At 37.6% G+C, this 23,469-nt stretch carries 20 protein-coding genes and 1 pseudogene; 9 read left to right on the forward strand and 12 right to left on the reverse strand.

Features of this window, described 5'->3' with window-relative positions; translation table 11 throughout:
* Positions 1 to 5: 5 nt before the first annotated feature.
* Positions 6 to 1,958 carry an ATP-dependent zinc metalloprotease FtsH gene (ftsH, locus tag EHQ47_RS04830; RefSeq protein ID WP_135747820.1) on the forward strand — a complete coding sequence of 651 codons (1,953 nt, stop codon included), beginning with the start codon at positions 6 to 8 and terminating at the stop codon, positions 1,956 to 1,958.
* An 8-nt stretch (positions 1,959 to 1,966) separates the two neighbouring features.
* Complete coding sequence (locus EHQ47_RS04835; RefSeq protein WP_135747819.1) at positions 1,967 to 2,425, forward strand: EVE domain-containing protein; 459 nt, start codon at positions 1,967 to 1,969, stop codon at positions 2,423 to 2,425.
* A gap of 82 nt (positions 2,426 to 2,507) precedes the next feature.
* Here EHQ47_RS04835 and EHQ47_RS04840 read toward each other — a convergent pair whose 3' ends face one another.
* The 5 genes from EHQ47_RS04840 to EHQ47_RS04860 form a co-directional block, all read right to left on the reverse strand.
* Positions 2,508 to 2,903, reverse strand: coding sequence for a response regulator (locus EHQ47_RS04840; RefSeq protein ID WP_135747818.1), 396 nt, complete (start codon positions 2,901 to 2,903; stop codon positions 2,508 to 2,510).
* Complete coding sequence (locus EHQ47_RS04845; protein WP_135776654.1) at positions 2,896 to 4,932, reverse strand: PAS domain-containing sensor histidine kinase; 2,037 nt, start codon at positions 4,930 to 4,932, stop codon at positions 2,896 to 2,898. Before EHQ47_RS04845 ends, EHQ47_RS04840 begins: the two co-directional genes overlap by 8 nt.
* A 112-nt stretch (positions 4,933 to 5,044) precedes the next feature.
* On the reverse strand, positions 5,045 to 5,887 hold the full coding sequence (locus EHQ47_RS04850) for a CAP domain-containing protein (protein WP_135747816.1): 843 nt from the start codon (positions 5,885 to 5,887) through the stop codon (positions 5,045 to 5,047).
* Positions 5,888 to 5,895: 8 nt separating this feature from the next.
* Positions 5,896 to 6,396: a hypothetical protein gene (locus EHQ47_RS04855; protein ID WP_135747815.1), complete on the reverse strand. Its 501-nt coding sequence runs from the start codon at positions 6,394 to 6,396 to the stop codon at positions 5,896 to 5,898.
* A 120-nt stretch (positions 6,397 to 6,516) separates the two neighbouring features.
* A complete protein-coding gene (locus EHQ47_RS04860; RefSeq protein WP_135776655.1) occupies positions 6,517 to 7,902 on the reverse strand; it encodes an SLC13 family permease in 1,386 nt (461 codons plus the stop codon).
* Between the two features lie 107 nt (positions 7,903 to 8,009).
* Between EHQ47_RS04860 and EHQ47_RS04865 the strand changes: the two genes are divergently transcribed.
* On the forward strand, positions 8,010 to 10,430 hold the full coding sequence (locus EHQ47_RS04865; RefSeq protein WP_135747813.1) for a 1-acyl-sn-glycerol-3-phosphate acyltransferase: 2,421 nt from the start codon (positions 8,010 to 8,012) through the stop codon (positions 10,428 to 10,430).
* 49 nt (positions 10,431 to 10,479) lie between these two features.
* Here the strand turns inward: EHQ47_RS04865 and EHQ47_RS04870 are convergent, their stop codons facing one another.
* From EHQ47_RS04870 to EHQ47_RS04885, 4 genes are read right to left on the reverse strand one after another with little or no spacing between them, the layout of a single operon-like run.
* Complete coding sequence (locus EHQ47_RS04870) at positions 10,480 to 10,962, reverse strand: DUF4442 domain-containing protein (protein WP_135747812.1); 483 nt, start codon at positions 10,960 to 10,962, stop codon at positions 10,480 to 10,482.
* Entirely contained in the window at positions 10,959 to 11,852 is an 894-nt protein-coding gene (locus tag EHQ47_RS04875; RefSeq protein ID WP_135747811.1) for a DMT family transporter, read from the reverse strand. Before EHQ47_RS04875 ends, EHQ47_RS04870 begins: the two co-directional genes overlap by 4 nt.
* A complete protein-coding gene (locus tag EHQ47_RS04880) occupies positions 11,849 to 12,715 on the reverse strand; it encodes an AEC family transporter (RefSeq protein ID WP_244290222.1) in 867 nt (288 codons plus the stop codon). Before EHQ47_RS04880 ends, EHQ47_RS04875 begins: the two co-directional genes overlap by 4 nt.
* A gap of 47 nt (positions 12,716 to 12,762) precedes the next feature.
* A complete protein-coding gene (locus EHQ47_RS04885; protein ID WP_135776656.1) occupies positions 12,763 to 14,478 on the reverse strand; it encodes an acyl-CoA dehydrogenase family protein in 1,716 nt (571 codons plus the stop codon).
* A gap of 81 nt (positions 14,479 to 14,559) precedes the next feature.
* On the opposite strand from EHQ47_RS04885, the gene EHQ47_RS04890 reads away from it, so the two are divergent.
* Positions 14,560 to 15,432, forward strand: coding sequence for a molecular chaperone DnaJ (locus tag EHQ47_RS04890; RefSeq protein ID WP_135747808.1), 873 nt, complete (start codon positions 14,560 to 14,562; stop codon positions 15,430 to 15,432).
* Positions 15,433 to 15,478: 46 nt separating this feature from the next.
* Here the strand turns inward: EHQ47_RS04890 and EHQ47_RS04895 are convergent, their stop codons facing one another.
* From EHQ47_RS04895 to EHQ47_RS04905, 3 genes are all read right to left on the reverse strand, one after another.
* The gene (locus EHQ47_RS04895; RefSeq protein WP_135747807.1) at positions 15,479 to 16,024 is read right to left on the reverse strand and encodes a YceI family protein; all 546 of its coding nucleotides are present in this window, start codon (positions 16,022 to 16,024) and stop codon (positions 15,479 to 15,481) included.
* A gap of 99 nt (positions 16,025 to 16,123) precedes the next feature.
* Positions 16,124 to 17,170 carry a hypothetical protein gene (locus EHQ47_RS04900; RefSeq protein ID WP_135776657.1) on the reverse strand — a complete coding sequence of 349 codons (1,047 nt, stop codon included), beginning with the start codon at positions 17,168 to 17,170 and terminating at the stop codon, positions 16,124 to 16,126.
* Positions 17,167 to 17,826 (reverse strand): SanA/YdcF family protein, encoded by a 660-nt coding sequence (locus EHQ47_RS04905; protein ID WP_208727387.1) that lies wholly within the window; start codon positions 17,824 to 17,826, stop codon positions 17,167 to 17,169. Before EHQ47_RS04905 ends, EHQ47_RS04900 begins: the two co-directional genes overlap by 4 nt.
* Before the next feature lie 76 nt (positions 17,827 to 17,902).
* Here EHQ47_RS04905 and EHQ47_RS04910 point away from each other — a divergent pair, with 76 nt between their 5' ends.
* From EHQ47_RS04910 to EHQ47_RS04930, 5 genes and pseudogenes are all read left to right on the forward strand, one after another.
* Positions 17,903 to 18,916, forward strand: coding sequence for a M23 family metallopeptidase (locus EHQ47_RS04910; protein WP_135747804.1), 1,014 nt, complete (start codon positions 17,903 to 17,905; stop codon positions 18,914 to 18,916).
* A complete protein-coding gene (ligA, locus tag EHQ47_RS04915; RefSeq protein ID WP_135776659.1) occupies positions 18,917 to 20,923 on the forward strand; it encodes an NAD-dependent DNA ligase LigA in 2,007 nt (668 codons plus the stop codon).
* Between the two features lie 279 nt (positions 20,924 to 21,202).
* Positions 21,203 to 21,409, forward strand: coding sequence for a hypothetical protein (locus EHQ47_RS04920; protein WP_135776660.1), 207 nt, complete (start codon positions 21,203 to 21,205; stop codon positions 21,407 to 21,409).
* Entirely contained in the window at positions 21,399 to 21,725 is a 327-nt protein-coding gene (locus EHQ47_RS04925) for a type II toxin-antitoxin system RelE/ParE family toxin (RefSeq protein WP_135776661.1), read from the forward strand. The genes EHQ47_RS04920 and EHQ47_RS04925 overlap by 11 nt, the downstream gene beginning before the upstream one ends.
* Positions 21,726 to 21,758: 33 nt before the next feature.
* Positions 21,759 to 22,819, forward strand: a pseudogene (locus tag EHQ47_RS04930) (transposase).
* Positions 22,820 to 23,469 lie beyond the last annotated feature (650 nt).

Consider the following 23,469-nt stretch of genomic DNA (forward strand, 5'->3'; position numbering starts at 1 on the left):
TTTACATGAATAAAAACATCAAAACCGTATTTCTATTTTTACTCGTATTCCTTGTCATTTTGGCAACGGTTTATAAAGGTCAGGACTTCGCCGGTAAACCCGACGAAATCAGTTATTCCGATTTTTTGAATATGGTGGAACCCATCGAAGGGAAAAAGCCAATTGGGAAAATTACCTCCAAAGACGGAAAGGAAACTTCCGCCAAACAACAAATCATCATTGATAAAGAGCTCATTGAAGGTTGGTACATTCCTGAAAATAGTAAGGATAACAAACCAAAACTCTTCAAAACAAACGTAGCACAAGTTAACGATGATTTGGTGACAAAACTTCGTAAGTCACGCCTTAGTTTTACTGCGAAATCCACAGAAGAAAATAAATTTTGGAGTGTTGTTTCCGGCATCATTCCTTGGTTATTTGCTCTTGGGATCATTTGGTTCATTATGATGCGCCAACTCCAAGCATCAGGCAACAAAGCTTTTACCTTTGGTAAGTCTCGTGCCAAGATGAATGTAGATCCAAAAGTCAAAGTGACTTTTAACGATGTGGCTGGATGTGAAGAAGCAAAAGTAGAACTTCTCGAAATCATTGAATTTTTAAAAGACCCAAAAAAATTCCAAGCCATTGGTGCAAGAATTCCTAAAGGAGTTCTACTCGTTGGTCCTCCGGGAACTGGTAAAACCTTACTGGCAAAAGCAGTTGCTGGAGAAGCAGGAGTTCCTTTCTTTTCCATTTCTGGATCTGACTTTGTCGAAATGTTTGTGGGTGTGGGAGCTTCTCGTGTCCGCGATCTTTTTGACCAAGGAAAAAAGAATGCCCCTTGTATCATCTTTATTGATGAGATTGATGCTGTCGGTCGCCTTCGTGGTGCCGGTCTCGGTGGTGGTCATGACGAAAGAGAACAAACCCTCAATCAGATGTTAGTCGAGATGGACGGATTTGAAATGAACGAAGGTGTCATCGTGATGGCGGCCACAAACCGCGCCGATGTCCTTGACCCAGCCCTCCTTCGTCCAGGTCGTTTTGACAGACAAGTGATTGTGGACCTTCCCGACCTAAAAGGCCGTGAAGAAATATTAGCCGTTCACTCCAAAAAAGTTCCTTTAGTGTCTGATATTTCTCTAAACTCGATCGCTCGTGGAACTCCTGGATTTACAGGAGCGGACCTTGCCAACCTCATCAACGAAGCAGCCCTTCTTGCCGCACGTCGTAACAAAAAACGTGTGACCCAAGAAGAATTGGAAGAAGCTCGTGATAAGGTCATGATGGGACCAGAACGTAAGTCTATGTTTATCTCTGACAAAGAGAAAGAAATGACAGCTTACCATGAAGCGGGACATGCCCTTCTTGGCACCTTACTGCCGTATACCGAACCAGTTCATAAAGTCACTATCATTCCTCGTGGACGTGCCCTTGGTCTGACTCAATCTCTTCCTGTAGAAGACAGACATTCTTATCGCAAAAACTATTGTTTGGATCGGATTGTGATGTCTATGGGTGGTTACATTGCCGAAGAACTGATCTTTGGTGATCCTTCCAATGGATCTTCTAACGACATCCAACAAGCAACCAACATTGCTCGTCGTATGGTTTGTGAATGGGGTATGTCTGAAAAACTTGGAACCATCCACTACGGATCTGGTGAAACCTCTCCTTTTATGGGAAGAGATTATGGCCATACAAGCAAACCTTACTCTGAAGAATTTGCAGCCATGATTGACCAAGAAGTCAAACGCATCATCCAAACTTGTCTCGACAAAGGTCGCGACTTGGTGAAAAAGAACCAAAAGAAATTGGATGCGATTGCGAAAGCCCTTCTTGCCAAAGAAACGATTGATGCCGAAGAACTGACAAACATTGTCCAACCTTCCTTTGATAAGTTCGCTGATTCCAAATCGGGATTAGGATCAAAAAAAGGAAAAGGCAGTTCGGCAACAAAACCAGCATATTCTGCTTAAACACATAGATGAAATATTGGCTCTTTAAAACAGAACCAGATGTATTTTCTATCGATGACCTAATACGAGAAAAACTCTCGTATTGGGAAGGTGTTAGAAACTACCAAGCCCGTAATTATCTTCGCGATGAAGTGAAGTTAGGTGACTTGGTTTTATTCTATCATAGTAGACTTGATCCACCAGGGATTGTAGGAATCGCAGAAGTTGCGAAAGAAGCAAGCCCTGACCCCTACCAATTTGATCCAAACCATAAATACTTTGATCCTAAATTAAAAGGAACAGAACCTAGATGGTTTGGAGTCCACTTAAAACCTCATACAAAGTTTAAAGAATTAATTCCTTTGGATACACTTCGTATCACGAAGGGACTCGAAAAAATGGTGGTGACTCAAAAAGGATCAAGACTATCAATCCAACCAGTGACAAAAAAAGAATTTGATATCGTAGTCAAAATGGCTTCGAAGTAAGTATTTCGTTTCTACCAATTCAAAAAAAGTCATTCCTTGAATGGCGACTGCATTTAATCCAATCCCAATTCAGGACGGAACTTTAGTTCATTGCGTAAATGATTTCTTTTAGTTTTTCTAAGGTAATGGGTTTAACGATATAATTATTGCTGAGATTGTATTTTTCTGCTCTTCTTAAATCTTCCTCATCAGAAGAACTTGTGACGATATATATGGTTATTTTTTGACCAAGCGAAAGAGCAGAGATTTCATCTAAAAACTGCCAGCCATCCCAAATCGGCATATTCAAATCTAATAAAATCAAATCAGGCAAAGTTTCTGAACTAGAAATTCGAGAGACAAGCATGTCATATGCATCTTTCCCATTTTGGCAAACTACAGTCTGTTTGACCATACCGGAAAGGGTGATGACTTGTTTTGTCAAAAAAAGATGAACAGGATCATCCTCCACAACGCAGGCTAAATTGATTTCATTCATAGGGTAAAAATACAGTGAATTTTGTACCAACTCCTACTGTACTTTCAACCTCTATTTTTCCTCCCATGGTCTCTATTTGGTTTTTTGAAATAAATAATCCAACTCCCCTGGCCTCTTTGTTTTCATGGAATGTTTTGTACATTCCAAATAATTTATCACCATGTCTCTTTAGATCAATCCCTTGACCATTGTCCTTAAACTGAATCGCTAGCATTTTTTCTTTTATGAAACTTGATATTTTCAAATAACTATTTCGATCGTTCGATTTGTACTTGATGGCATTGGTAATCAAATTTAGCACAATGCTATCTAAATAAGCAGGAATTCCTCGAACCAACAATTGATTCGGAAAACTAACTTCAATATTTAACTTTGATTCTAAAATTTGTAAGGCCAAACTTTCGATATTTTTTTGAACCATGATACCGATATCGACAAACTCATAATTTTCTTGGGCTAAGTTTACCTTGATCACTGCCGTAAGATCTTCTATGGTACGTTTTAAATTTTCTGTGGCTCCAAATAATAACTGCATCATTTCATTTTGAAAGTAATCAGGAAAGGAATTTTGTAGAATTTCCATCATACCACTAATTCCAAAACTATGAGATCGTAAGTTATGAGAAACGATACTCGTAAAGTTTTTCAATCGATGGTTTTGTTCATTTGTGATATCGAGTAAGGACTGGATTTCTGCTTCGGCTTTTTTGAGTTCGGAAATATCCACAGCGACACCAAGATAACCAGATATTCTCTCATTTTGTTTTACAGCAGTAATTGATAAAAGTACAGTAAACGTGGATCCATCTTTTCTTTTATGCGTCCATTCTAATGTATTTGGTTTTCCAATTTTTGCATGATAAGTAAGTATCTCAAATCCCTCAAAGGTTCGATTGTATTCCTTGGAAAGTTGTTTGGCTCTTTCTTCGATTTCGCTTTCAATATGAAAAATTTTTGGAGTAAACTTTCCAATTAATTCCTCCGAAGTATAACCCAACATTTTTTCAGCACCATGATTAAACTCTGTGATTGTACCTTCGGTATCTGTACTAATAATTGAAACCAAAGTACTTGAATCTAAAATGGCTTGATTTTTTGCTAAAGCCAACTTTAATTCTCTTTCAACTAACTTTTGCTCAGTGATATCGATGATTTGAGAAATAAAATAAAGAACTTTTCCGTCTTCATTTTTCACCATGGAAACTGCCAAAATAGCATATACTAAGTTACCACTTTTCTGAAAGTATCGTTTCTCCATTTGATAAAACTTTCTTTTGTCGGTGACTAGTTCTTCTAGATATTTTAAATCTGCGTTTAAATCTTCGGGGTGAGTGATGTCTTGAAATGTGAGGTTCATAAATTCTAACTCAGAATATCCCAAGATATCACAAACCCTCTTATTCACTTTCAGCCATCTTCCTGTTTCGTCGAGTAACGCCATCCCAATGGCTGCGTTGTCAAAATTTTCTCGAAAGGCATCCTCACTCACACGAAGCGCTTTTTCTATTTTTTTAACTTCATTAATCGCTTGTTCTGTTCCAAACAATGATATTGGACTTTCATCTGAGCTATGTCCGAATAGTATTAATTCATTTGATTGTAAAGATTCTGATTCACTTTTTTCTTTGAGTATTTTTTCCACTCTTTTGGATACTTCTCGAACAAACTCAATTTGTTTGGCATCGATTTGTTTTACACGATCATCAAAAAGGGAAATAGAACCCAATAGAGACCCATCTTCATGAAAAAAGGGAATCCCAACAAAAAAAGCTAAGTTGAAATCGAATTTGAGCAGCAGAATGTTTTCTGGATTTTGTTTTTTATGGTAATCTTCTATCACAAGAATGTCATTTGAAGATTTCAAAATTTCGGAAGAAAAGGCAATCAAGTCACGAGATTGGTCTGGTGAAACTCCATAACTTGCATTAATATGAATCTCTTTTTTGTCAAAAGAGACAATCAGCGAAATTTTAGATTCAAATTGTTGGGCCAGGAGTTTGGCCAAAAAATCAATTTCGCTTAGATCCAAAAAGACTTCTTCCTTATTTTGAACCCACGGGATTGTAGGTTCATTTTCTGTACTCTATTGGATGTCTTTTTTTTGTAAGTTAAGTTTTTAATATAAATGAAGAAAGTGTATTCTAAGGTTTTGCCGTGAACACTTGGACAGCCTTTACCTTATCTATATCATAGAACTTTTTGTCTTTGTAAAAGGAAGTTCCCGCACCCATATAAGTAAATTCTGGATTAAGGATGTTTTTTCTATGTCCAGGTGAGTTAAACCAAATTTCAACCACAGCTTTTGCCAAACTCAAATACGTATGGTTGGGAATTGGTGATCCTGCTTTTGTATAACTAAAGAATGGACCTCCATTTTGAGCTGGCGTAAACACCGCTCGTCCCCCTTGGTATTGGATTCCAAATGCGTTGATAATGTTTTCAGCAGAATAAGTATCAGTAATTCCCACCAAATCCAAACGATCGCGAAGAGTTTCCTTTCCGTTTACGGTGCTTGTATGAGAATAAAAATCATAAGTAACCATATCTTGCGCATGTCCAAAAGCAGCCTGTTCACATTTTTCCGAATATTTAAAAGGACGAAGACCAAGAGTTTTTCTTTCTTTAGAAGAAACATAAAAGATAGCAGCATTTAACAGAGGATAATCGACTTTCGTAAAATCGATATTAGTATTTGCAGGTGCGTAGGAAGGAAAAGTGTCTTCTGTAAAAACATCATACTGTTCTACTTTCCATTTGTCCGAATCTGGCAATTCTCTACCATCTTCGATACTCTCTAAAAAAGCTAAATTGGGATCTTGCGCTTCTACCACTTTTTCCACTGGTTCAGGCTTTTTTACTTCAACTACTGGAGCCTTTTTGACTTCTGGAGTTTTGCAAACAAAAACAAATGTGCTAAGTATCATCAAAATGGTTAAGGTTTTAATGCGTGTTGTTGGAAGGTTTGAGTTTGTAATATAATTCATAAAATCTCCTATAAGTAACGATTGTAATCTTGCACCACATTGTGGATCAGATTCTTTTCTTTGCTAAAATGAATTGTTTTCGCTTCTTTGATTCCAGTTTCCCAAATAAACATAAAAGGAATTCCAAACAAAGTAGAATGTTTTTGTCGGTATTTCTCACGACCAATGAGTTTATCATTTAGATAAAAATCTGCCTGAAGAACTCTTTCCTTGGAATAAATGGAAGGTAAAAGTCCAGCAGTACCTAACATAAACAAGGTGGAGATAGAAGAAACCCAAAAATGTTCATATTCATTCACTTCACTAGTGTACAAATCAATATGATGGTTTGCCCGAACACCGTCAGATAAAACACGTCCAAAGTATCCGGTTTCCATCAAATACTTAGAATATATAGACGTAATTTCTCGTTTGGTTTTATCGTTTTCGGGGGTAGAAACTTTGATGGTAAGGATCGCAATTTGTTGTTTGAAATCTGGCCTAACGATGATGGGAACGTCTTCGCTCATGTAATTGTAACATGAGGTAAGAAAAAATGTGACAAAAAGAGAAATTAGAACCTGGAACCTAAACTTTCGCATAATTCGAAAGTAGAGTAATGGAAGATGGGGAGAGGAAAAGTCTTTTTTTTAAAACTTAGAAAAATCGACAATCCCAAGCGTATGCAAAATAAACCCACCAACTGTTACAAATAAGGTCCAGGCTATGACAGATATGATTCCCCCCACCTTCAACATCTCTAAACTTCTGATTCCACCATAACTAAAAGCCAGGGCATTGGGAGGAGTCGAAACTGGAAGTGGCATGGCAAGAGAAGCTCCGATGGTAGCGCCAATGGCCGCAGGCAAAATGAGGTCTGTGGGTAATCCCATTGTAATGGGTAAGATGAGATTGGCAACACTGGTGTTACTTAAAAAACAAGAAAGACCAAGGGAAAGGAGAGAAAAAAATAAGAATAATCCCAACTGATTTGAGTCACCTAACATAAACAATTCGACAAAGTGTTTTGCGAGGCCAGTTTCTTCGAATGCCTTCCCAAGTGCAATTCCACCACCCATCAAAATTAAAACGTCCCAAGAAAGGTTACGGAATTCTTTTAAATCCAAAAGTCGAAATCCAAAAAAGATAATCACAGGAAATAAAGCCACTGTTCCGTTAGAAATTCCGTGCAAGTCAGAAGTAACCCAACCCAAAATGGTAATCGAAATGATTCCCAAAGCTATGGATCGATCTCGTTTGGAAAGGGAGTGATCTGGATCAGAAACTTGAATGGAAAAAACAGCATTTCCCAAATTGTCTTTTTTTAGGTACACAATGTACAAAAGAATTGTTAAGGCCAATACAGAAAGAATGAATACAGGAAAAGCAAATCCCATCCAGTTCAAAAATCCAATTTCCAATCCTCTTTCCTGTAAATACCCAATTCCAATTACATTCGGAAGTGTTCCCACAGGTGTTCCTATCCCTCCCAAGTTTGCGGAAAAAGGAACAATGAAAAGGAGAGATTTTCGCAAAGGATTGTTTTCCTCCAATGATTTCATCATAGAAGAAACAAGTCCAAGCATCATGGCCGCTGTCGCAGTATTGTTCATAAAGCATGATAAAGAAGCAGTGGCAAAACCTAAGGAGAGAACGAGTAAAAATGCAGAACCTTTTGTTTTTTGGATCACAAACCGAGCAATGGCAGAATCCAACCCGTAAGATGTGATGGCAGAAGAAATCACAAATCCACCTAAGAAGAGTAAAATGGTCTCTGAAAAATAACAAGATAGAAAAGTAATCGTTTTTGGTGCCCCAGGTCCCCATGTGGGAAGTAACCAAACTAATTCTAAAAATAGAACTAAAAAACCCGTAACATAGAGTGGAAAAAGTTCTGTCACCCAAAGAAAGGAAACAACGAGTGCAATGGCCAAATTGATCTCTTGGGGGCCAGAGAGACCGAGCCAAATTCGATACCATCCAAATAGGGCCGGGATGACGGCAAGACTTGAAAATACAATACCAGCTCGAATCATTGTGACTTGACGATTTACACTCTCCTGATACTTTTTCGATAGACTCGAATCGTTTCAAGCAAACAAATAAAGTGAGATTTCCCCACGATTCGTATTGTTAATTTTTTATGCAAATAGCCTATAACGACTTAAAACAAGCAGTTCTGGGAAGTGGCCCAATGGGTATTATCATCGCTTCCGTACTAGCACAGAAATTCGATCCCATCACTCTCTGGATTCCCGACAAAGAATTGGTAGAGGTTCTTAAGAAACGCCGCCAAACAGAAATTATGGGAAAAACAATAGATCTCCCTGATCATATCGACATTGTTTCCAGTTTGGATTCTTTTGGACGAGATGATTGGGTTTTTCATGTAGCTGTTCCTTCCCGGTCATTTTTGGACAGTGTCCATGCTCTTTTGGAAGTTTTAGAACCCACCAATAGTTATGTTTTTTCTTTTTTAACAAAAGGAATTTTGGATTCTAAAAACCGAAAAAAAACTGGATTCATCACTTACTCGCAATACTTACAAAATTATTTAAAAGAAAGAAATTTTTCTAACTCATCTGTTGCGGTGGTCAATGGTCCTTCCCTACTCGGGGAAATTTTAGATGAGAAATTTAGTTTTTTTAACATTGGATCTTATGAAAAAGAAACCTCTGAGTTTCTTTCTGAAGTACTTTCTTCTAATTTTATCAATACATCTGTTACCGACGATGTTGTGGGAATGGAAATTGTAGGTGTGGCAAAAAATCCAATGGCCATTGCCAGTGGAATTGTTTCTCTTCTTCCCCGTTATGGTGCAAACTTACTGGGAGAAATTTTATCAGTCGGTTTTCAAGAAGTGAGAGACCTTGCCATGCGTTATGGTGCAAGACCTGATACGGTGATGGGAAGATCAGGACTTGCCGACTTTATCACAACTGCCACAAGCAACAAAAGTAGAAACAGAGGATTTGGACAGAAAATTGTCGGCGAACTTTTGTCAGGTGGCGAAAAATTAAGTATCAAAGATCGAATTGAAATATTTTTTGCACCAAGATCCTTTATCGAAAGAGAGTCCACCAAATGGCATGATAACGTGGAAGGAACTTACGCTCTCAGCATTCTGATTGAGCTTGCCAATGAAATTCGCCTGCCCTTTACTTTACACAGAACTCTATTTGATGTTTTGACAAGAAAACAACCACCGGATGCTTTAATTGATTTGATTTGTGGTAAAAAAACAGAATCAAAAAACATCCCACTAGTAGTTCAAAAGAAAGTAGGACTCAATTTAACATCAGGAATTGATTTTCAGAATTTGCTTGTGGATCGGATCCTCAAACATATCAGCAATGTTCCAGGAACAGTCACTCGAGTGAAAAAACAATCCTCAGCTGTGATTGAATCCACACAGAAAAGACTCACCAAAGCCACTCGTAAAAAACAAAAGTTGGATGAAGTTAAGTTTGCATCTGAACTTGAAATCTGGCAACGGTTCCAAAATTGCCAAAAAGACGAAGAGAATGCACTTGTAAAAGAGCTTGTTCGCTTCTATGTCACAGAAATTGCCGACAACTATAGCCCTACCGTCCGAGAATCTGTCCTTCGCTTTGTAGCACCCATTCGGCTTTTTTCTGGTGGGTTTCTCAAAGGTTCGATGATCCCTCATGTGGGCGGAAAAACAGAAGTAGTGAAGGCATTATCTTCTAAATACAATTTATTGTATGCTCCCACTCATAGATCTCACTTAGATTCTGTAGAAGTTGCTTATTCATTATTTCATTTGGGACTACCTGTTCCTCGTTATGCGGCCGGTATCAATTTAATGTCGAATCCATTTTGGGAATGGATGTTAAAATCACTTGGTGCCTATGCGGTCGATCGTGAACGAACACGCAACAGTTTGTATTTGGAATGTTTAACTTTATATTCACAAGTAATGTTAGAACAAGGAATTCCTTCCCTTGTTTATCCAGAAGGCACTCGTTCGAGGACCGGAGGAATTGTTCCAGTCAAAACGGGACTACTCACAACTGCGGTGAATGCATTCCGAAGTTCAGGAACAGAGATTGTGATTGTACCCATTTCTGTTTCTTACGAAACCGTTCCGGAAGATAACCAGTTCTGCAATATGCCAGAAGAGTTAGGAATGGCAGGTTTTCTTGCAAAACGTTCCAATGTGTATGTAGAGTTTTGTGATCCAATTCCTATCTCGGAATATGCGCACACGGAAGATCCAACTTTGGAACTCAGTTACCGGATCACCAAAGGTTGGAAACAATATCATAAAATTTTGCCAAATCAGATTGTTGCAAAAATTTTAGTTGAAAATGATTTCTCTGTCGAAGTTTCGCAGAGTACGATGTTAGTTGAAGATTTTATTTCCCGTCATAATGGAAACTTTCTCATCAAAGATCCTGAAGAAGTTTGGGAAAAAGGAAAAAAGATTTTAGAAAAAAGGAAGATGATCGAAGAATCCAACCGAGTGGTTCATTCCAAAAATGATGCATTACTTTTGTATTACGCGAATATGATTCCTGAAGACGAAGATAAAAAATACTAATCAGTTCTAAAAAACAAAGAATAAAGGTAAGAAAGTTTTTTTCTTATCTTTATCCGTTCTGAATGGGGAGTTTTCCCCGTTTGCGGATATAAACTGTTTTTTCCAGTTTTGCGATCACTTCACCTTCTTCGTTTTTGACATCCGTCGTAAAAAGATAATCCCCTTTTTTCTTCACTTCGATTTCGTCTTTGATCTTTTGGATCTCTGTTTCTGGGATTCGAAATTCGGCAATCACCTTCCCCATTCCCGGTTTGACAAAGATCATATTACCAGCTTTGTCCCAAACAATATAATCGGAACCCAATCTTTCCAAAAGAATTAACATAAAAAATGGATCGCACATGGAATATAAGGATCCACCAAAATGAACTCCCACATAATTCTTGTTATAGAATCTTAATTTCATTTCCGAACGAAAATACGAAAAATCGGGAGCTATTTCTTTGATTCGGATTCCTGCTCCCACATACGGTGGATAAAAGTTATATAACCAAATTTTGAATCTTTTTTTCCAAGATCTAAAGTTCTTCAAAGATTTGGTTCCTTTCTCTTTTGTTTCGAATTGATCAAATACACGGCAAGGATTGCCAAACATCCACCAATGATCACTGGAATTTGGACTACTTCATTCAAAATCAAAAAACTACTCAAATAGGCAGAGAGAGGGACAATGAAGATAAAACTACTCGCAATTTCTGATCCAAGCCTTGTCGCTGCATAAAAATAAACAGTAGTTCCAAAGGTAGTTGAGATCACTGTTAAGTAAAAGATAGAAGCCCAGAAGGAAAAACCCATATCCCAAACTTTCCAAAAACTGGGATCGTTAAAACAAAATAGAAATTCAATGATAGAACCCACTGCATAAACATAAAAACTATATGTTACGGGCGACATCGACTTACCAGTCTTTTGGCTATTGAGAGAAAGAATTGCCCAAACAAAAGAACATAACAAAAAGAATAAGTTACCAGATAACAATAAATAATCGATACTAATCTTCCATACTTGTAAAATCACAAGCCCACCGATAAATCCAAAAAACAATCCTATCACTTGGCGTTTGGAAATTCGTTTTTTTTGTACAAGCACTACTATAAAAAAAGTAACGATGGGATTGAGCGTAGTGACAAGGACTCCTCCTGCTCCCGGAAGCCCATTCTTTAAACCCATAAAGAAGAATTGATTATAGAAAGTATAAATGATTCCACCTATGAGAACATTCCAATAATCCTTTCCCGTTTTGAGTAAAAAAGGAATCCTCATCACAAGAAGCAGTGGAATCACGGAAAGAAAAGTAGCTAAAAATCGCCAGAAAACTAAGACAGAAACGGGAACAGTCCCAGCGATCATTTTTCCAATGGGCCAAGAAATCCCCCAAGAGACCATTGCAAGTATCAGTAAGAGTAAAAATTTTAGGTTCAAATATAGTTTCCTTTCAACAAAAAGTTGAGAACGTATGTGGTGCCAAAGGAAATAGGAATTCCAATTCCCAACATAAGGCTTGCTAAATGGGGAGAAATGTTTTTTTCAATTGTGATGACTGTGGAAGTGACCATAGGAGCCATTGCCGATTCCAAAACAATGGTTTGAAAAAGTAAGGAATCTTCTTTCAACGGAGAATACATCCAATAGACAAAGATGGGTGCGAGGACGAGTTTAAACCCTAGACCCAAAGCCAAAACCTTTCCATGACCTGCGATGGTTCTCATGTCCAACATATACCCGACAGAAACCAAAGCAAGCGGGGTAAGAGTATCACCCAAACGGAGTAGGACTAGTTTGAATGCTTCTGGATACGGAAATTGCCTAGTGACAATGGCAACAAACAGAGCGTAGATGGGAGCAAATCCCAACACTCGTTTTACAAGAGTGGAAAAGTCCCATTTCCCATCCATAGCAATAGATGCCAAAATGATTCCTGGAAAACTTAAAACCATAAAAGTTCCAAGTTGGTCTGCCAAAATTCCATAACCAAGGGAAGTTTTGCCTAAATAAGTTTCGAGTAAGGGGAATCCAACAAAGGATGTGTTCCCAAGACCTGCAGTTAACACCAAACAGACGGCTGTATGAAATTTTAAAAATTTTAGTTTGTACAATCCAAGAAAGAATACAATTGCAGTCCCAAAAACCACCCAAGGCATAGACGAAGGCAAAAGAGAAGTCGCATCTACTTTTAACTCATGGACATGATACAAAACAAGGGAGGGCAAAGAAACAAAGAGAATAAACCCATTTAACACCTTGGGAGTGGTTTCAGGAAATTGAGGTAATCTTCGGAAAAACAAGCCCAACCCAAAACAAATCCCCAAAAGTAAAAAATTTTCCATACTAATTAAAAAGAAAGAAAGGTCTCAATTGCTTTCGAATCAAAGAAAACACCTTCTTTTTGTCTAGGGGCTTCGAGTCCATCCCGCACCATCTCTGCATACCCATTGGCAAAATATAAATACTTAGTAGGTAACTTATTTGTCATGTCGTAGGCTGCTTGTTCTAAAAACTCAGCCAGTAAGAAAACTTGATAGGTTACATCGGCAATATAAACACGATTCATATCCTTCCAATCTTTGGATTCATTTTTAATGCAGTGTTCCAGTTCCTTTCGTTTGGTTTGAAAAACTTCGAATGCGTTCTTTAATTCCTGATGGTTCTCAACAGACTTTGTTAGTTCATCCAACAAAGATTGGAATGCAGTATATACCTTTGGTTTTTGTAAAGCATGCAAACAATGATCGGTAATGATGAGATGGGTTCCTTCCCAAGTTTCATTGATGATGGAATCGTTATGTAGACGAGGGAGAGGAGAAAAGTCACCAATGATTCCGTTACCACCTAAAGTAAGGATTGCTTTTTGAGTGATATAACTTGCTTGGGAAGAAGATTTATATTTCATGAGTGGAACGGTAATCTCTGCCGCATCATGATCTTTTTCAGATAAATTAGCCGAACGAAAGTTCACAAAACAATTTCCTGTTTGTAAAATTTGCATTTCCGCTAAGGTCTTTGTAAAAGAAGGAAATTCTAAAATCTTTTTCCCGTATGCTGTCCTAAACTTTGCATACTCAGATGCTTCCATCACAGACCTTCTTGCATTCCCACTGGAACCAAGTCCCACATGCAATCGAGAGGTTTTGATGATATAACGGATGAGATTCACAAGTCCATGACCAGGACGACCAAACTCTTCTGCTTCTACTTTGTCATAAATAATTTCTACAGTGAGTTTTCCGCGTGATCCAATGATATCTTTTTTACGCAAAATATGGTGTCCATTGAGTTCCCCATTTTCTTTGATCCTGGGAACAAGGAACATACCAACGGTATTCGTTCCTTCTATCTTTGCCGTTGTGACCCAAAGATCTCCCGGGTTAGAACAAAACCATTTTTCACCAGTTAACTCCCATTTGCCGTTTGGAAGTTTTTTTGCAATGGTTCGATTGGCAGAGACATTACTCCCGCCCACTCTTTCTGTTACATATTGTCCGGCCATAAAATGAGAAGAACTTCCTTTTCCTGCAACAAGAGGGAGGTATTTTTTCTTTTGTTCTTCTGTTCCAATTTTTTTGAGTGCAAGGATGATTCCATCGGTCATTGCCAAAGGACAGGCAACACCACCTTCTCCATTCATATTCATTAAATAAGTGAGCGCATAACGATGAATATGTGTGAAATCAAATTTCCACTCAGGATGAAAATCTAAATTCACCACACCGTGATCATAAGAAATCTTTCGTGCTAATTTTTGTTCTTCAGAATATTTGATAAAATCGATTCGTTTTCCGGTCCTGTCAAACTTAACGACCTCACCATACTTTCCTTCTTTGTGGCATTCTTCCGTGAGTTCATCCAAAATCCCACCGACGAGTTCTCCATATTTCCGGATATGTTCTTCCATTGCTTTTTTGTGATCCGGTGCAAAAGATTCAGCATAACGGTGAACCACTCGTTGTAAGGCGGGATCAATGTCGTAAAAGTTTTTACCTCGAACTCCCTTGTATTCGGAAATATCGAACGGTTGTAAAGAAGGATGTTCTGAAATATGGTGGCTCATTCTTCCAGTTCAAAAAAAGGAATAGGATTCACTAGCAAAAAAGTCGCCCCGGTTTGAAATTGGTTCTAGAGTCGATTCTGTATGGTCCAAAGAGTAGAAGCGAAAAAATCCAAACAAATTCTGCAGGATGTGATCTTCGAACTCCAGAACATTTCTGAGTCCATGTTGTGGTTTTTGTCGTACGACCGGCTTTCTGAACTTTTAGAAATCAGAAAGGAAGAATGCCTTCGCAAAGTTTATCAATTCAAAGCGGCAAAACCGCAAATGACACTATCTGGGGGATTCCATGAAGTGGATGGAGACCTCCTCATTGATTTTCTCGCCTGGAGTTTGGAATTAGACGAAGTCGCAGAAGAGTTCCTGAGAGGTGGAATTTTTTTTAGCGAACGCCCGTTATATGAACTTCGCGAATCCTATAAAACCCTTGTCCAAAAAACAATCGCCAATCATAAATTAGATAGGGAACTTCTATTACTTCTGACAGCGGCCACCGTTGATTATGATGATGCCGTTGATTCTTATCTCATGGATAAATTCGAAATTGATTTTTTTGTGAGACGTTCCATCCATCAATTTTTAGAAAAATTCGAAATCCATCCAGAGTTCGGAGCGGAAGAATTTTTATATGAATATTTAAAAAGCCTGATCCCCACAAAGATACTCAACTTCCGCGACATCACTCGTGAGTTTAGAGATAGAACCTATTACGAGTTATATGGTAGATTTCGAGAAACCAAAAAGAAAAAAAAGAAAATCGTAAAAACAGTTTCTGATGAAGTCAAAGACTTACTTGCTTTTTTTGATTTAGAACCGGGTGCGGGTATCAGCGACGTTAAAAAGAAATTCAAAGAACTTTTAAAAAAATACCATCCCGATATCAATAAAAAAGGGGAAGAGATGACCAAACGAATTATCTTAAAATACAATCGTTTGGTAGAGCTTTTAGGATCTTAATTGAACCCGTTTATCGTCTTCTTTCCTTAATTGATTCACTCCACCTTTATTTCAACTGAATCTGAAAATGATATTTCACACGTATCTCATCTTTAGCTTTCATAAAAAGAAGGGATGGATTTTCTAATTCGAATTCCGAAAACTTAACCATAACAGATCCATCAATCTGAATGGATGTGTTGTTTTCCTGTTTTACCATTGCATCAGTGGAAAAATCTTTAGTATTTCCATGAATGGTTAATTTGCCTTTGATAGTGTAGATTTGATCTTTTCCAGGTTGGACCGATTCGATTTTTACCAAAATGTTTGTTGAATCTGGATATCCCAAAATTTCCTGAATATGAGAGTCTCTATTTGTATCTCCAGAAGAAATTTTCAAAAGTGGAATTTTGATTTCAAAAGGAGATTTTAAAATGTAATGATTTCCCGAAACTTGGATGTTTGGTGTATCCATCTGGATTTCATTGCAAACACCCGTTACGTTCTTTGTCGTATGTTCTACAAAGAACTCAATATTCTTATTTGTGACTTCCGCCGCAAAAAGATTTGTCTTTAAAAACAAAACCAACAATGAAACAATTATTTTTTTCATAAAATCGAACCTATCCTTAAATTTAAAAATGAAATGATGACGCAGACAATTGATATGACAACACTATATCTTCATTTCGAAAAAGGATTATACCGAATCCTATTGTAAATAAATAATCCGACCATCCCATTTGTAAAACAGCGGATATAAAGTTGTGACCACTGGCGAAAGTATCGCCAAACTGATCCATAAATACCGCTCCCAAAACTTAGAAACCTTCCAAAACTCTATGGAATACAAAATCAAAACAGGAGTGGAAAGAATTGCAAACACTCGATTTGTATCATATGTTAACATAGAAATGATATAACAACTGATAAAGGTGGAAATTGAAATTGGTCTTTTATACATTAAGTATAAAATAAGCGGCCACAATCCATGAAAAAGGCCAAGTGTACCCAAAATTGGCTCTGAAACATTCATACGAATGAATTCTTTTCCGATCATATTGGAAAAAACAGAAACCCGAGTTTGATTCCAACTCAACTCCGTATTGAAAAAAAGATACACTAGTAAAAAAATATATAAAAACCCTGACAAAACAAGGGAGGCAGAAATTATTTTCCATCGGGAACGATCATCCAAAAACAAAACGAAACTAACGAACCAAGTCAAAACGATAAACTGAAAACAATGATTTGAAAATCCTAAAAACAAAATGAAAGTTAAAATGACCCATTTCCATTTTGAAGAAATTTCACTGATGAGTGTAATGATATAAATACAAATTAGTAAAAAAGTAATCGGATCTGAAAATCCAATCCAAGTTTTAAAAATTAAGTACAGTGGACTAGAGGCAATGAGTATGGCCAAACCAAATCCAAAAGTCCAATGGTATCGAAAAGAAACAAAACAAACAATGAACATACCAGAAAGAACATTAATAAAATCCAAAATGGAAACAATATCCTCGGGCATCACCACAAGGCCAGTGGCCCAAAGAAACCAAGGAGTAAAAAATTGATCCCAGGGGGTGGCCGAACTAATCGGGTTTAAACTCAAAGGATAAAATCCTGAGTTAAAAACCTTAGCTTCAAAAGAAGAAAAAAACAATTTCCCAGGTAACCACTTAAAAATAAAAAAAGAAAGTAAAACGGTAAAAAAGGCAAAAACTTTCGATTTAAATTTTGAATTAGTTAACTTCATTTAGGTGAAGAAATAGGAATCGAACCTTTCCAGGTAGAAACACCACTTCCTTCTATAGGATAGGGTTTACCTAAATATTTGGGTGGAGTATCCCATTGGATGTCCCACCATGCAAGAACTCTTGCAGAAAACTCTCTAAACGAATAATAGGTTTCTTTTTTATAAGTTCTTAGATTGCATTCATAACCGTATAACTCAAGTTCTAACTCTTTTCCTAAATAAATGGCTCTTGGCAAAAAGAAAGATTGGCTGACAAAGATGGCTTTTTTCACAAGAAAAACTTCTTTCGCACGAATGAGAGTATCAAGTGTTCGAAAACCAGCATGATCCACAAAAATATCCTCTGGTTTTACTTTATGGTTCAACATAAATTCTAACATAGGCCGAAGTTCGTTGTAATCTGATTTACCATTGTCTCCAGAAAGTAAGATTTTTTTCACGCGGCCAGTGTTATACAAATCCAAACCGCAAGCCAAACGATCCATGAGAATCGGCGAGGGAGTTTTTCCATAAACAGCGGCGCCGGGAACAATCGCCACTTCCGCTTCAGGGATTTCCATTGGCAAATCAGAATGAACAGAAGTTTGGTATACGTACCAAAACCTGAGATTGGTTGCCAATGCGACAAAACTCAAGAATCCAAAAACAAGAATCATTCCAAGAAATAGGGATTTCCACTTGACCCTTGAGAGGAATCGGAGCGTCTTATTTATGTAGGCCAAACGGTTCGTCATGAAGAAAAAAATTAAAGAGATTACGTCTGTTTTTTCACAGGACAATCCGAAAATCAAGAAACAGATTGATAAGGTGAAAGAAAAAGGTCACCAACGGATGACCATTCTTGTCATTCCTCATGGATATGATAGTTCTTTCCACTTCCAAATTTCACATTTTACCATTCTATTTTTTTTGGCCTTAACGGTAGGTCTACTTAGTCTTGCTATCTTTGGAATTGTTGGTTCGAGTACGACCCAAAGCCAAATCAAACAACTCTCCAAAATTTACGGAACTTATTTTGATACATACATCACTCATGCCAATCAATTGGAAGAAATGAAAGAAGAGTATTCGAGACTAAATGAAAGTATGTTAGAACTCTTCACTCTCATTGATGGACAAGATGATGAACTTTTAAAAATTCCCGCAGAAGACTTCATCGAAACTGTTGCTGTCGAATCTCTCCAAAAAGAAGAAAAAGAAGACAAACAACTGGATGTGGGTCGTAAGTACTTAAGTGAAATTTATGAACTACGCCAATTAAAACACCGAATGGACAATTACCAACGTTTGGTGGAAGCAAACTACCAATTTTTATACCAGCGTTCTGACATTTTATCTAGGTCACCTCTTTTTAATCCCATGTATTCTTACAACTTAACTTCTCCTTTTGGAATGAGAAAATCACCTACCACTGGTTATTGGGAATATCATGATGGTTTGGACATGGCAAATGCAACAGGCACTCCTATTTATGCTTCCGCACCAGGACGAGTGGTTAGAGTTACTTATTCCAACGTAGGATATGGACACCATGTCATCATCCAACATGACTTCGGCTTTAGCACGTTATATGGACACTGCTCAAGAATCTATGTCAGAACAGGACAAGAAGTCAAAGCTGGCGAACAAATTGCCGAAGTGGGTGCAACAGGGAATGTAACCGGGCCCCATTTACATTACGAAATATTTATTTCCGAAGAAGGAAAAACTGATCCAGAGCAATACATGCAAGCCGGAGTTTACTGATTGCCTAAGAAAGAAAATCCTGCCAAACGAATTGCAGAACTTCGCAAAGAGATCCAAAAACATAACGATCTCTACTATAAAAAAAACACACCTAAAATTTCAGACAAAGAATTTGATCTTTTAGTCAAAGAACTACAATCTTTAGAGAAAGCTAACCCGAATTTGGTGGTAGAATCCTCCCCCACCTTACAAGTTGGATCAGACCTTTCTCCGCAATTTAGCAAATTCAAACACAAAGTTCCCGTTTTATCATTAGAAAACACATACAATGAAACAGAACTCTCTGAATGGTTGGAAAAAACTGGAATCGATGAGTTTTATTCTCTAGAATGGAAAATTGATGGCGCTTCCATCTTGTTATACTATGAAAACGGGAGTCTCGCACATTGTGTGACAAGGGGATCTGGCGGGATCGGAGACATTGTCACTGAAAATGTCAAAACCATCGAATCCATTCCACAAACACTTTCTGAACCCTTGAACCTATCGGTTCGGGGAGAAATCTTTATGACTTTCGCTGACTTTGAAGAATTCAACGAAGAATATGGTGGAAAGTTTGCCAATCCAAGGAACTTGGCTGCGGGTTCTATCAAACAAAAAGACCCGCAAGACGTCGCCAAACGTCCGTTACGAATCTACGTATATGATGTGTATTTTTCTTCTTCTAGAAAAGGAACTAACAAACATAAAGATATTGTTGCATTATTAAAAAAAGAAAAGTTTCCTCTTGCTCCCGATTCCACCATCATCCAAGGAAAAACCCTTCTCAAAGAGATTGAATCCTTTCGCAAAAAAAAAGACAAAATGCCATTCCCTGTGGATGGACTTGTGATCAAACTGGATGACCTAAACCTTCGTGAAAGTTTAGGAGAAACAAGCCAGTCACCTCGTTGGGCTCGTGCCTTTAAGTTTGATGCATTACTCAAAGAAACCACTATTGAAGAGATTGACTTTGCGATTGGACGAACAGGTAAAATCACACCTAGGGCAAAGGTGACTCCAATTTCTCTTGCCGGAACCACAGTCACTTACGCCACCTTACACAACCAAGACTATATTGACCAACTGGGTGCAGGGATTGGAGCAAAAGTATTAATCTCCAAACGCGGAGAAATCATACCCGCTGTTGAGAAAGTAACAGTACCACCCAAATCTGTTTTCGTATTACCCAAAGAATGCCCTGCTTGTAAAACTAAACTAACAAAAGTAGACGACTCTGTAGATTTTTTTTGCACCAACCGTAATTGTCCTGAACGTAAACTAAACCAACTCATATTCTTTTGTTCCAAAAAACAAATGAACATCGAAGGACTTGGTGAAAGACAAATTCAAATTTTCTTTGAAAAAGGTTGGGTCAAAGACATTCCAGATTTATACACATTAAACAAACACAAAAACACCATACTAGAGTTAGATGGTTTCGGAGAAAAATCAGTCAAAATCATTTTTGATGCGATTCAAAAATCCAAAGAAAAAGATTTTCGTTTCACTTTACCTTCGATTGGACTGAACGAAGTGGGACCCAAAGTCACAGAAATTCTCATTGAACATGGATTTGACTCTTGGGAAAAACTAGTCACACTAGCCAAATCCAAAAATGCCGAAGAAGAATTAACCTCCATCCACGGCATCGGCCCAAGAACGATTGATGCCTTACTAACTCACTTAAAAGATAAAGAAACACTAAAACTCGTTAGTACTCTTATCAAACTCGGCCTTAAATTCCAAGCAGACGAAACAGAAAAAAGCGACATACAACCGTTTGTTGGCCAAAGTTGGTGTGTAACAGGAAGTTTCGAAAACTTCCAACCTCGCGACGTCGCGATGGATCTCATCACCAAACATGGTGGCAAAAAAGTTTCAGGTGTCTCTTCCAAAACCACTCATCTACTTTATGGCCCCGGTGCTGGTTCGAAACTCGAAAAAGCAACTGAACTCGGTGTGACTTTGGTATCAGAACCAGAGTTTTTAATGTTATTAAAAAAAGAAGGGATACCGTTACCGTAAAACAATTTATACGCTACCACAACTTCCTTAATTTTGTTTTTGATGGTTGTCCTGGGCACCTCGAATCCGTTAGTCGATTAGCATTCAATTCTGTAACGACCGCGCTATACGCTCCAATCTTTCCAATCGGTTAGTTGATTAAAATAAGTCAGTTTATGGAAAGGATTTCCGCTGCTATCGCTGGCGCGGGGGATTGGCTGGAGGATTCTCAAAAAAAGACTTGAAACAACTTAATTAAAACTCTTTCATTAAGACATACTCAATTGTTGGAATATGACTATGAAAGTTTTGCTAGACATCAAAGATAATAAAGCTCAGTCGCTAATGGAAGTATTGAAAGGACTTTCTTATGTTAAAACAAAGACTATCACAGATTCGAATGCGGAATTTCTAGAAAATGCGAGAACAGCTGTAGATGAAATGAATCAAGTGAAGGCTAAAAAAATAAAACCGAAGGTTGCTAGAGATTTTCTAAGTGGAATATAATGTTTTTACACTACCTAGCTTTGAACGACAAACTAAACGTCTTATAAAAAAATATCCTTCTTTAAGGCAGGAATTACTCACTCTTGTTGATTCATTAAGACTTAATCCGTTTCAAGGAACTTCACTTAACAACAACTGTCATAAGATACGGATTCCAATTGCTTCAAAAGGAAAAGGAAAATCTGGCGGAGGAAGGGTCATTACACACACAGTGATTAAGGATCGTTCGATCTATTTAATCTTGATTTACGATAAATCCGAAATCAATTCCATCTCAGACAAAGAAATAAACGATATACTTAAAGGAATTTCTTAACACACCCTTCCCACCCATCCGATTCCCAAAAGGATGGTTTCTCTTCTCCTTTGTATTTCCCTCCTCCTCAACACCTACTCCCTGCTAAATTCTAGATTCCTACTCTTAGAAATTGCCTTCCTCAAATCCCAGCTCATCGCATACAAAAGAAAAAGGAAAATCTTCCACACAAAACCAAACGAAAGAATGATTTTGGTTCTGATCTCCTATCTTCTCCCCAACTGGGAATCTTCGTTAATGATTGTTTCTCCAAACACTTTACTCAAATGGAGAGAAAAGAAATTCCAACTTTTCTGGACACTTCTCTCTCGAAGGAAAATACCAGGTAGACCAAACATCCCTTGGGATCTTATCAAACTCATTCGAAGAATTGCCAAAGAAAACAGAATTTGGGGAGCCACCAAACTTCACGGGATTTTAATCAAATTAGGACTAGTTGTATCAGAAAGAACTGTTTCTCGTTATATTCCCAAAAGACCAACGGATCCTAGAAAAAGACTTTCTTGGAACCAGTTCTACAGCCTGCATTCCTGTTCTCTCATAGTATCTGATTTGTTTAGTGTCATCTCGTATCATTTAAGAGAGATCTACAAAGTGATCTTCTTTCTAGACATACAAACAAGACAAATCCTTCACTTTGACATTCATACTAAACCAACAACAAGTTGGGTGAGACGAGTCATCAAATTTGCTTTTAGAAAAAAAGGATTGGAGAAAACATCTTATCTGATTACAGATAACGATACTTTATTTGGAAAACGATTCACTCGGTATTTGGAGAGGCTTGGGATCAAACACAAAAAGACTACGGTTCGTTCTCCTTGGCAAAATGGGGGTATGCAGAACGATTTGTCAAAACCTGCAGAAATGAATTTCTAGATCACTTCATCCCAATGAACGAATATCACTTGCAGGTGAAGCTAGAAGAGTTCATCCATTTCTACAACCACAACCGTACCCATCTCGCACTAAACAAAGAAACACCCATCCCCTCTCCCATCCTCCACAAACCGCGAGACGGAAACTGCCACTTGGAATCCGCTCCCGTGTTAGGTGGTCTCTGCAACACCTACTCTTGGAAAAAAAGCGCTTAAGAGAAATCACTCTCTTTTATACTTCGGTGTGCTCCCATTGTTTGCAAGCTTTGATTCAATAATCTCTTCTATAGAAGAGAAGGATTCCTTATATCCTTAGCAATCAACTGATCACTCTTTTTTGGAACACAATCTTTGGCTTGAATTAGAAAACGATGACTTCCGTTTGTTTTTTGTCTTAAATATAGTCCCCGTTTGCATCTAGCGTCTAACTTAACGAACATTTTGTTCGCTATTATAGTTTTGGCGAGACTCAATTATAAATCATTAATGAACTCTGTTATAAAAATAAACACATATAAGCAATATACAGATCAGTATACTTAGGAAAGATAATGAGTTTATAAAAGTTCCTGCTATTAAAATCTCGGAAGAAGGAAATTCTTTTAATTTAATGTTCTCTCCTGGAATAAATATCCATATGGATTTGATTGGGAAAAAAGTAATGTCATCATTAGAAGTTCGAAAATTTGAATTTTTTATTATTGGACAATAACTTGGCTTTAACTCACTTGAATGCACTTCACTGATAGGTTTATAAATACAATAAAGGTCAGGAATAAGGATAATACCACTTTCCAATTTTCTAAGGTCGCTTTGGTTTTGAAGAAAAATGGAAACGAAAAGGATAAAAATATAAATCAAGATGA

It is taken from the genome of Leptospira bourretii (assembly GCF_004770145.1).
GTDB lineage: Bacteria > Spirochaetota > Leptospiria > Leptospirales > Leptospiraceae > Leptospira_A > Leptospira_A bourretii.

Bases quoted from the DNA above. Each gene is read 5' to 3' on its own strand.
- ftsH (WP_135747820.1), top strand. From the start codon at position 6: ATGAATAAAAACATCAAAACCGTATTTCTATTTTTACTCGTATTCCTT.
- EHQ47_RS04850 (WP_135747816.1), bottom strand. From the start codon at position 5,887: ATGAATTATATTACAAACTCAAACCTTCCAACAACACGCATTAAAACC.
- EHQ47_RS04855 (WP_135747815.1), bottom strand. From the start codon at position 6,396: ATGAGCGAAGACGTTCCCATCATCGTTAGGCCAGATTTCAAACAACAA.
- EHQ47_RS04895 (WP_135747807.1), bottom strand. From the start codon at position 16,024: ATGAAAAAAATAATTGTTTCATTGTTGGTTTTGTTTTTAAAGACAAAT.
- EHQ47_RS04885 (WP_135776656.1), bottom strand. From the start codon at position 14,478: ATGAGCCACCATATTTCAGAACATCCTTCTTTACAACCGTTCGATATT.
- EHQ47_RS04840 (WP_135747818.1), bottom strand. From the start codon at position 2,903: ATGAATGAAATCAATTTAGCCTGCGTTGTGGAGGATGATCCTGTTCAT.
- EHQ47_RS04900 (WP_135776657.1), bottom strand. From the start codon at position 17,170: ATGAAGTTAACTAATTCAAAATTTAAATCGAAAGTTTTTGCCTTTTTT.
- EHQ47_RS04920 (WP_135776660.1), top strand. From the start codon at position 21,203: ATGAAAGTTTTGCTAGACATCAAAGATAATAAAGCTCAGTCGCTAATG.
- EHQ47_RS04905 (WP_208727387.1), bottom strand. From the start codon at position 17,826: ATGATTCTTGTTTTTGGATTCTTGAGTTTTGTCGCATTGGCAACCAAT.
- EHQ47_RS04890 (WP_135747808.1), top strand. From the start codon at position 14,560: ATGGTCCAAAGAGTAGAAGCGAAAAAATCCAAACAAATTCTGCAGGAT.
- EHQ47_RS04865 (WP_135747813.1), top strand. From the start codon at position 8,010: ATGCAAATAGCCTATAACGACTTAAAACAAGCAGTTCTGGGAAGTGGC.
- EHQ47_RS04910 (WP_135747804.1), top strand. From the start codon at position 17,903: ATGAAGAAAAAAATTAAAGAGATTACGTCTGTTTTTTCACAGGACAAT.
- EHQ47_RS04860 (WP_135776655.1), bottom strand. From the start codon at position 7,902: ATGATTCGAGCTGGTATTGTATTTTCAAGTCTTGCCGTCATCCCGGCC.
- EHQ47_RS04835 (WP_135747819.1), top strand. From the start codon at position 1,967: ATGAAATATTGGCTCTTTAAAACAGAACCAGATGTATTTTCTATCGAT.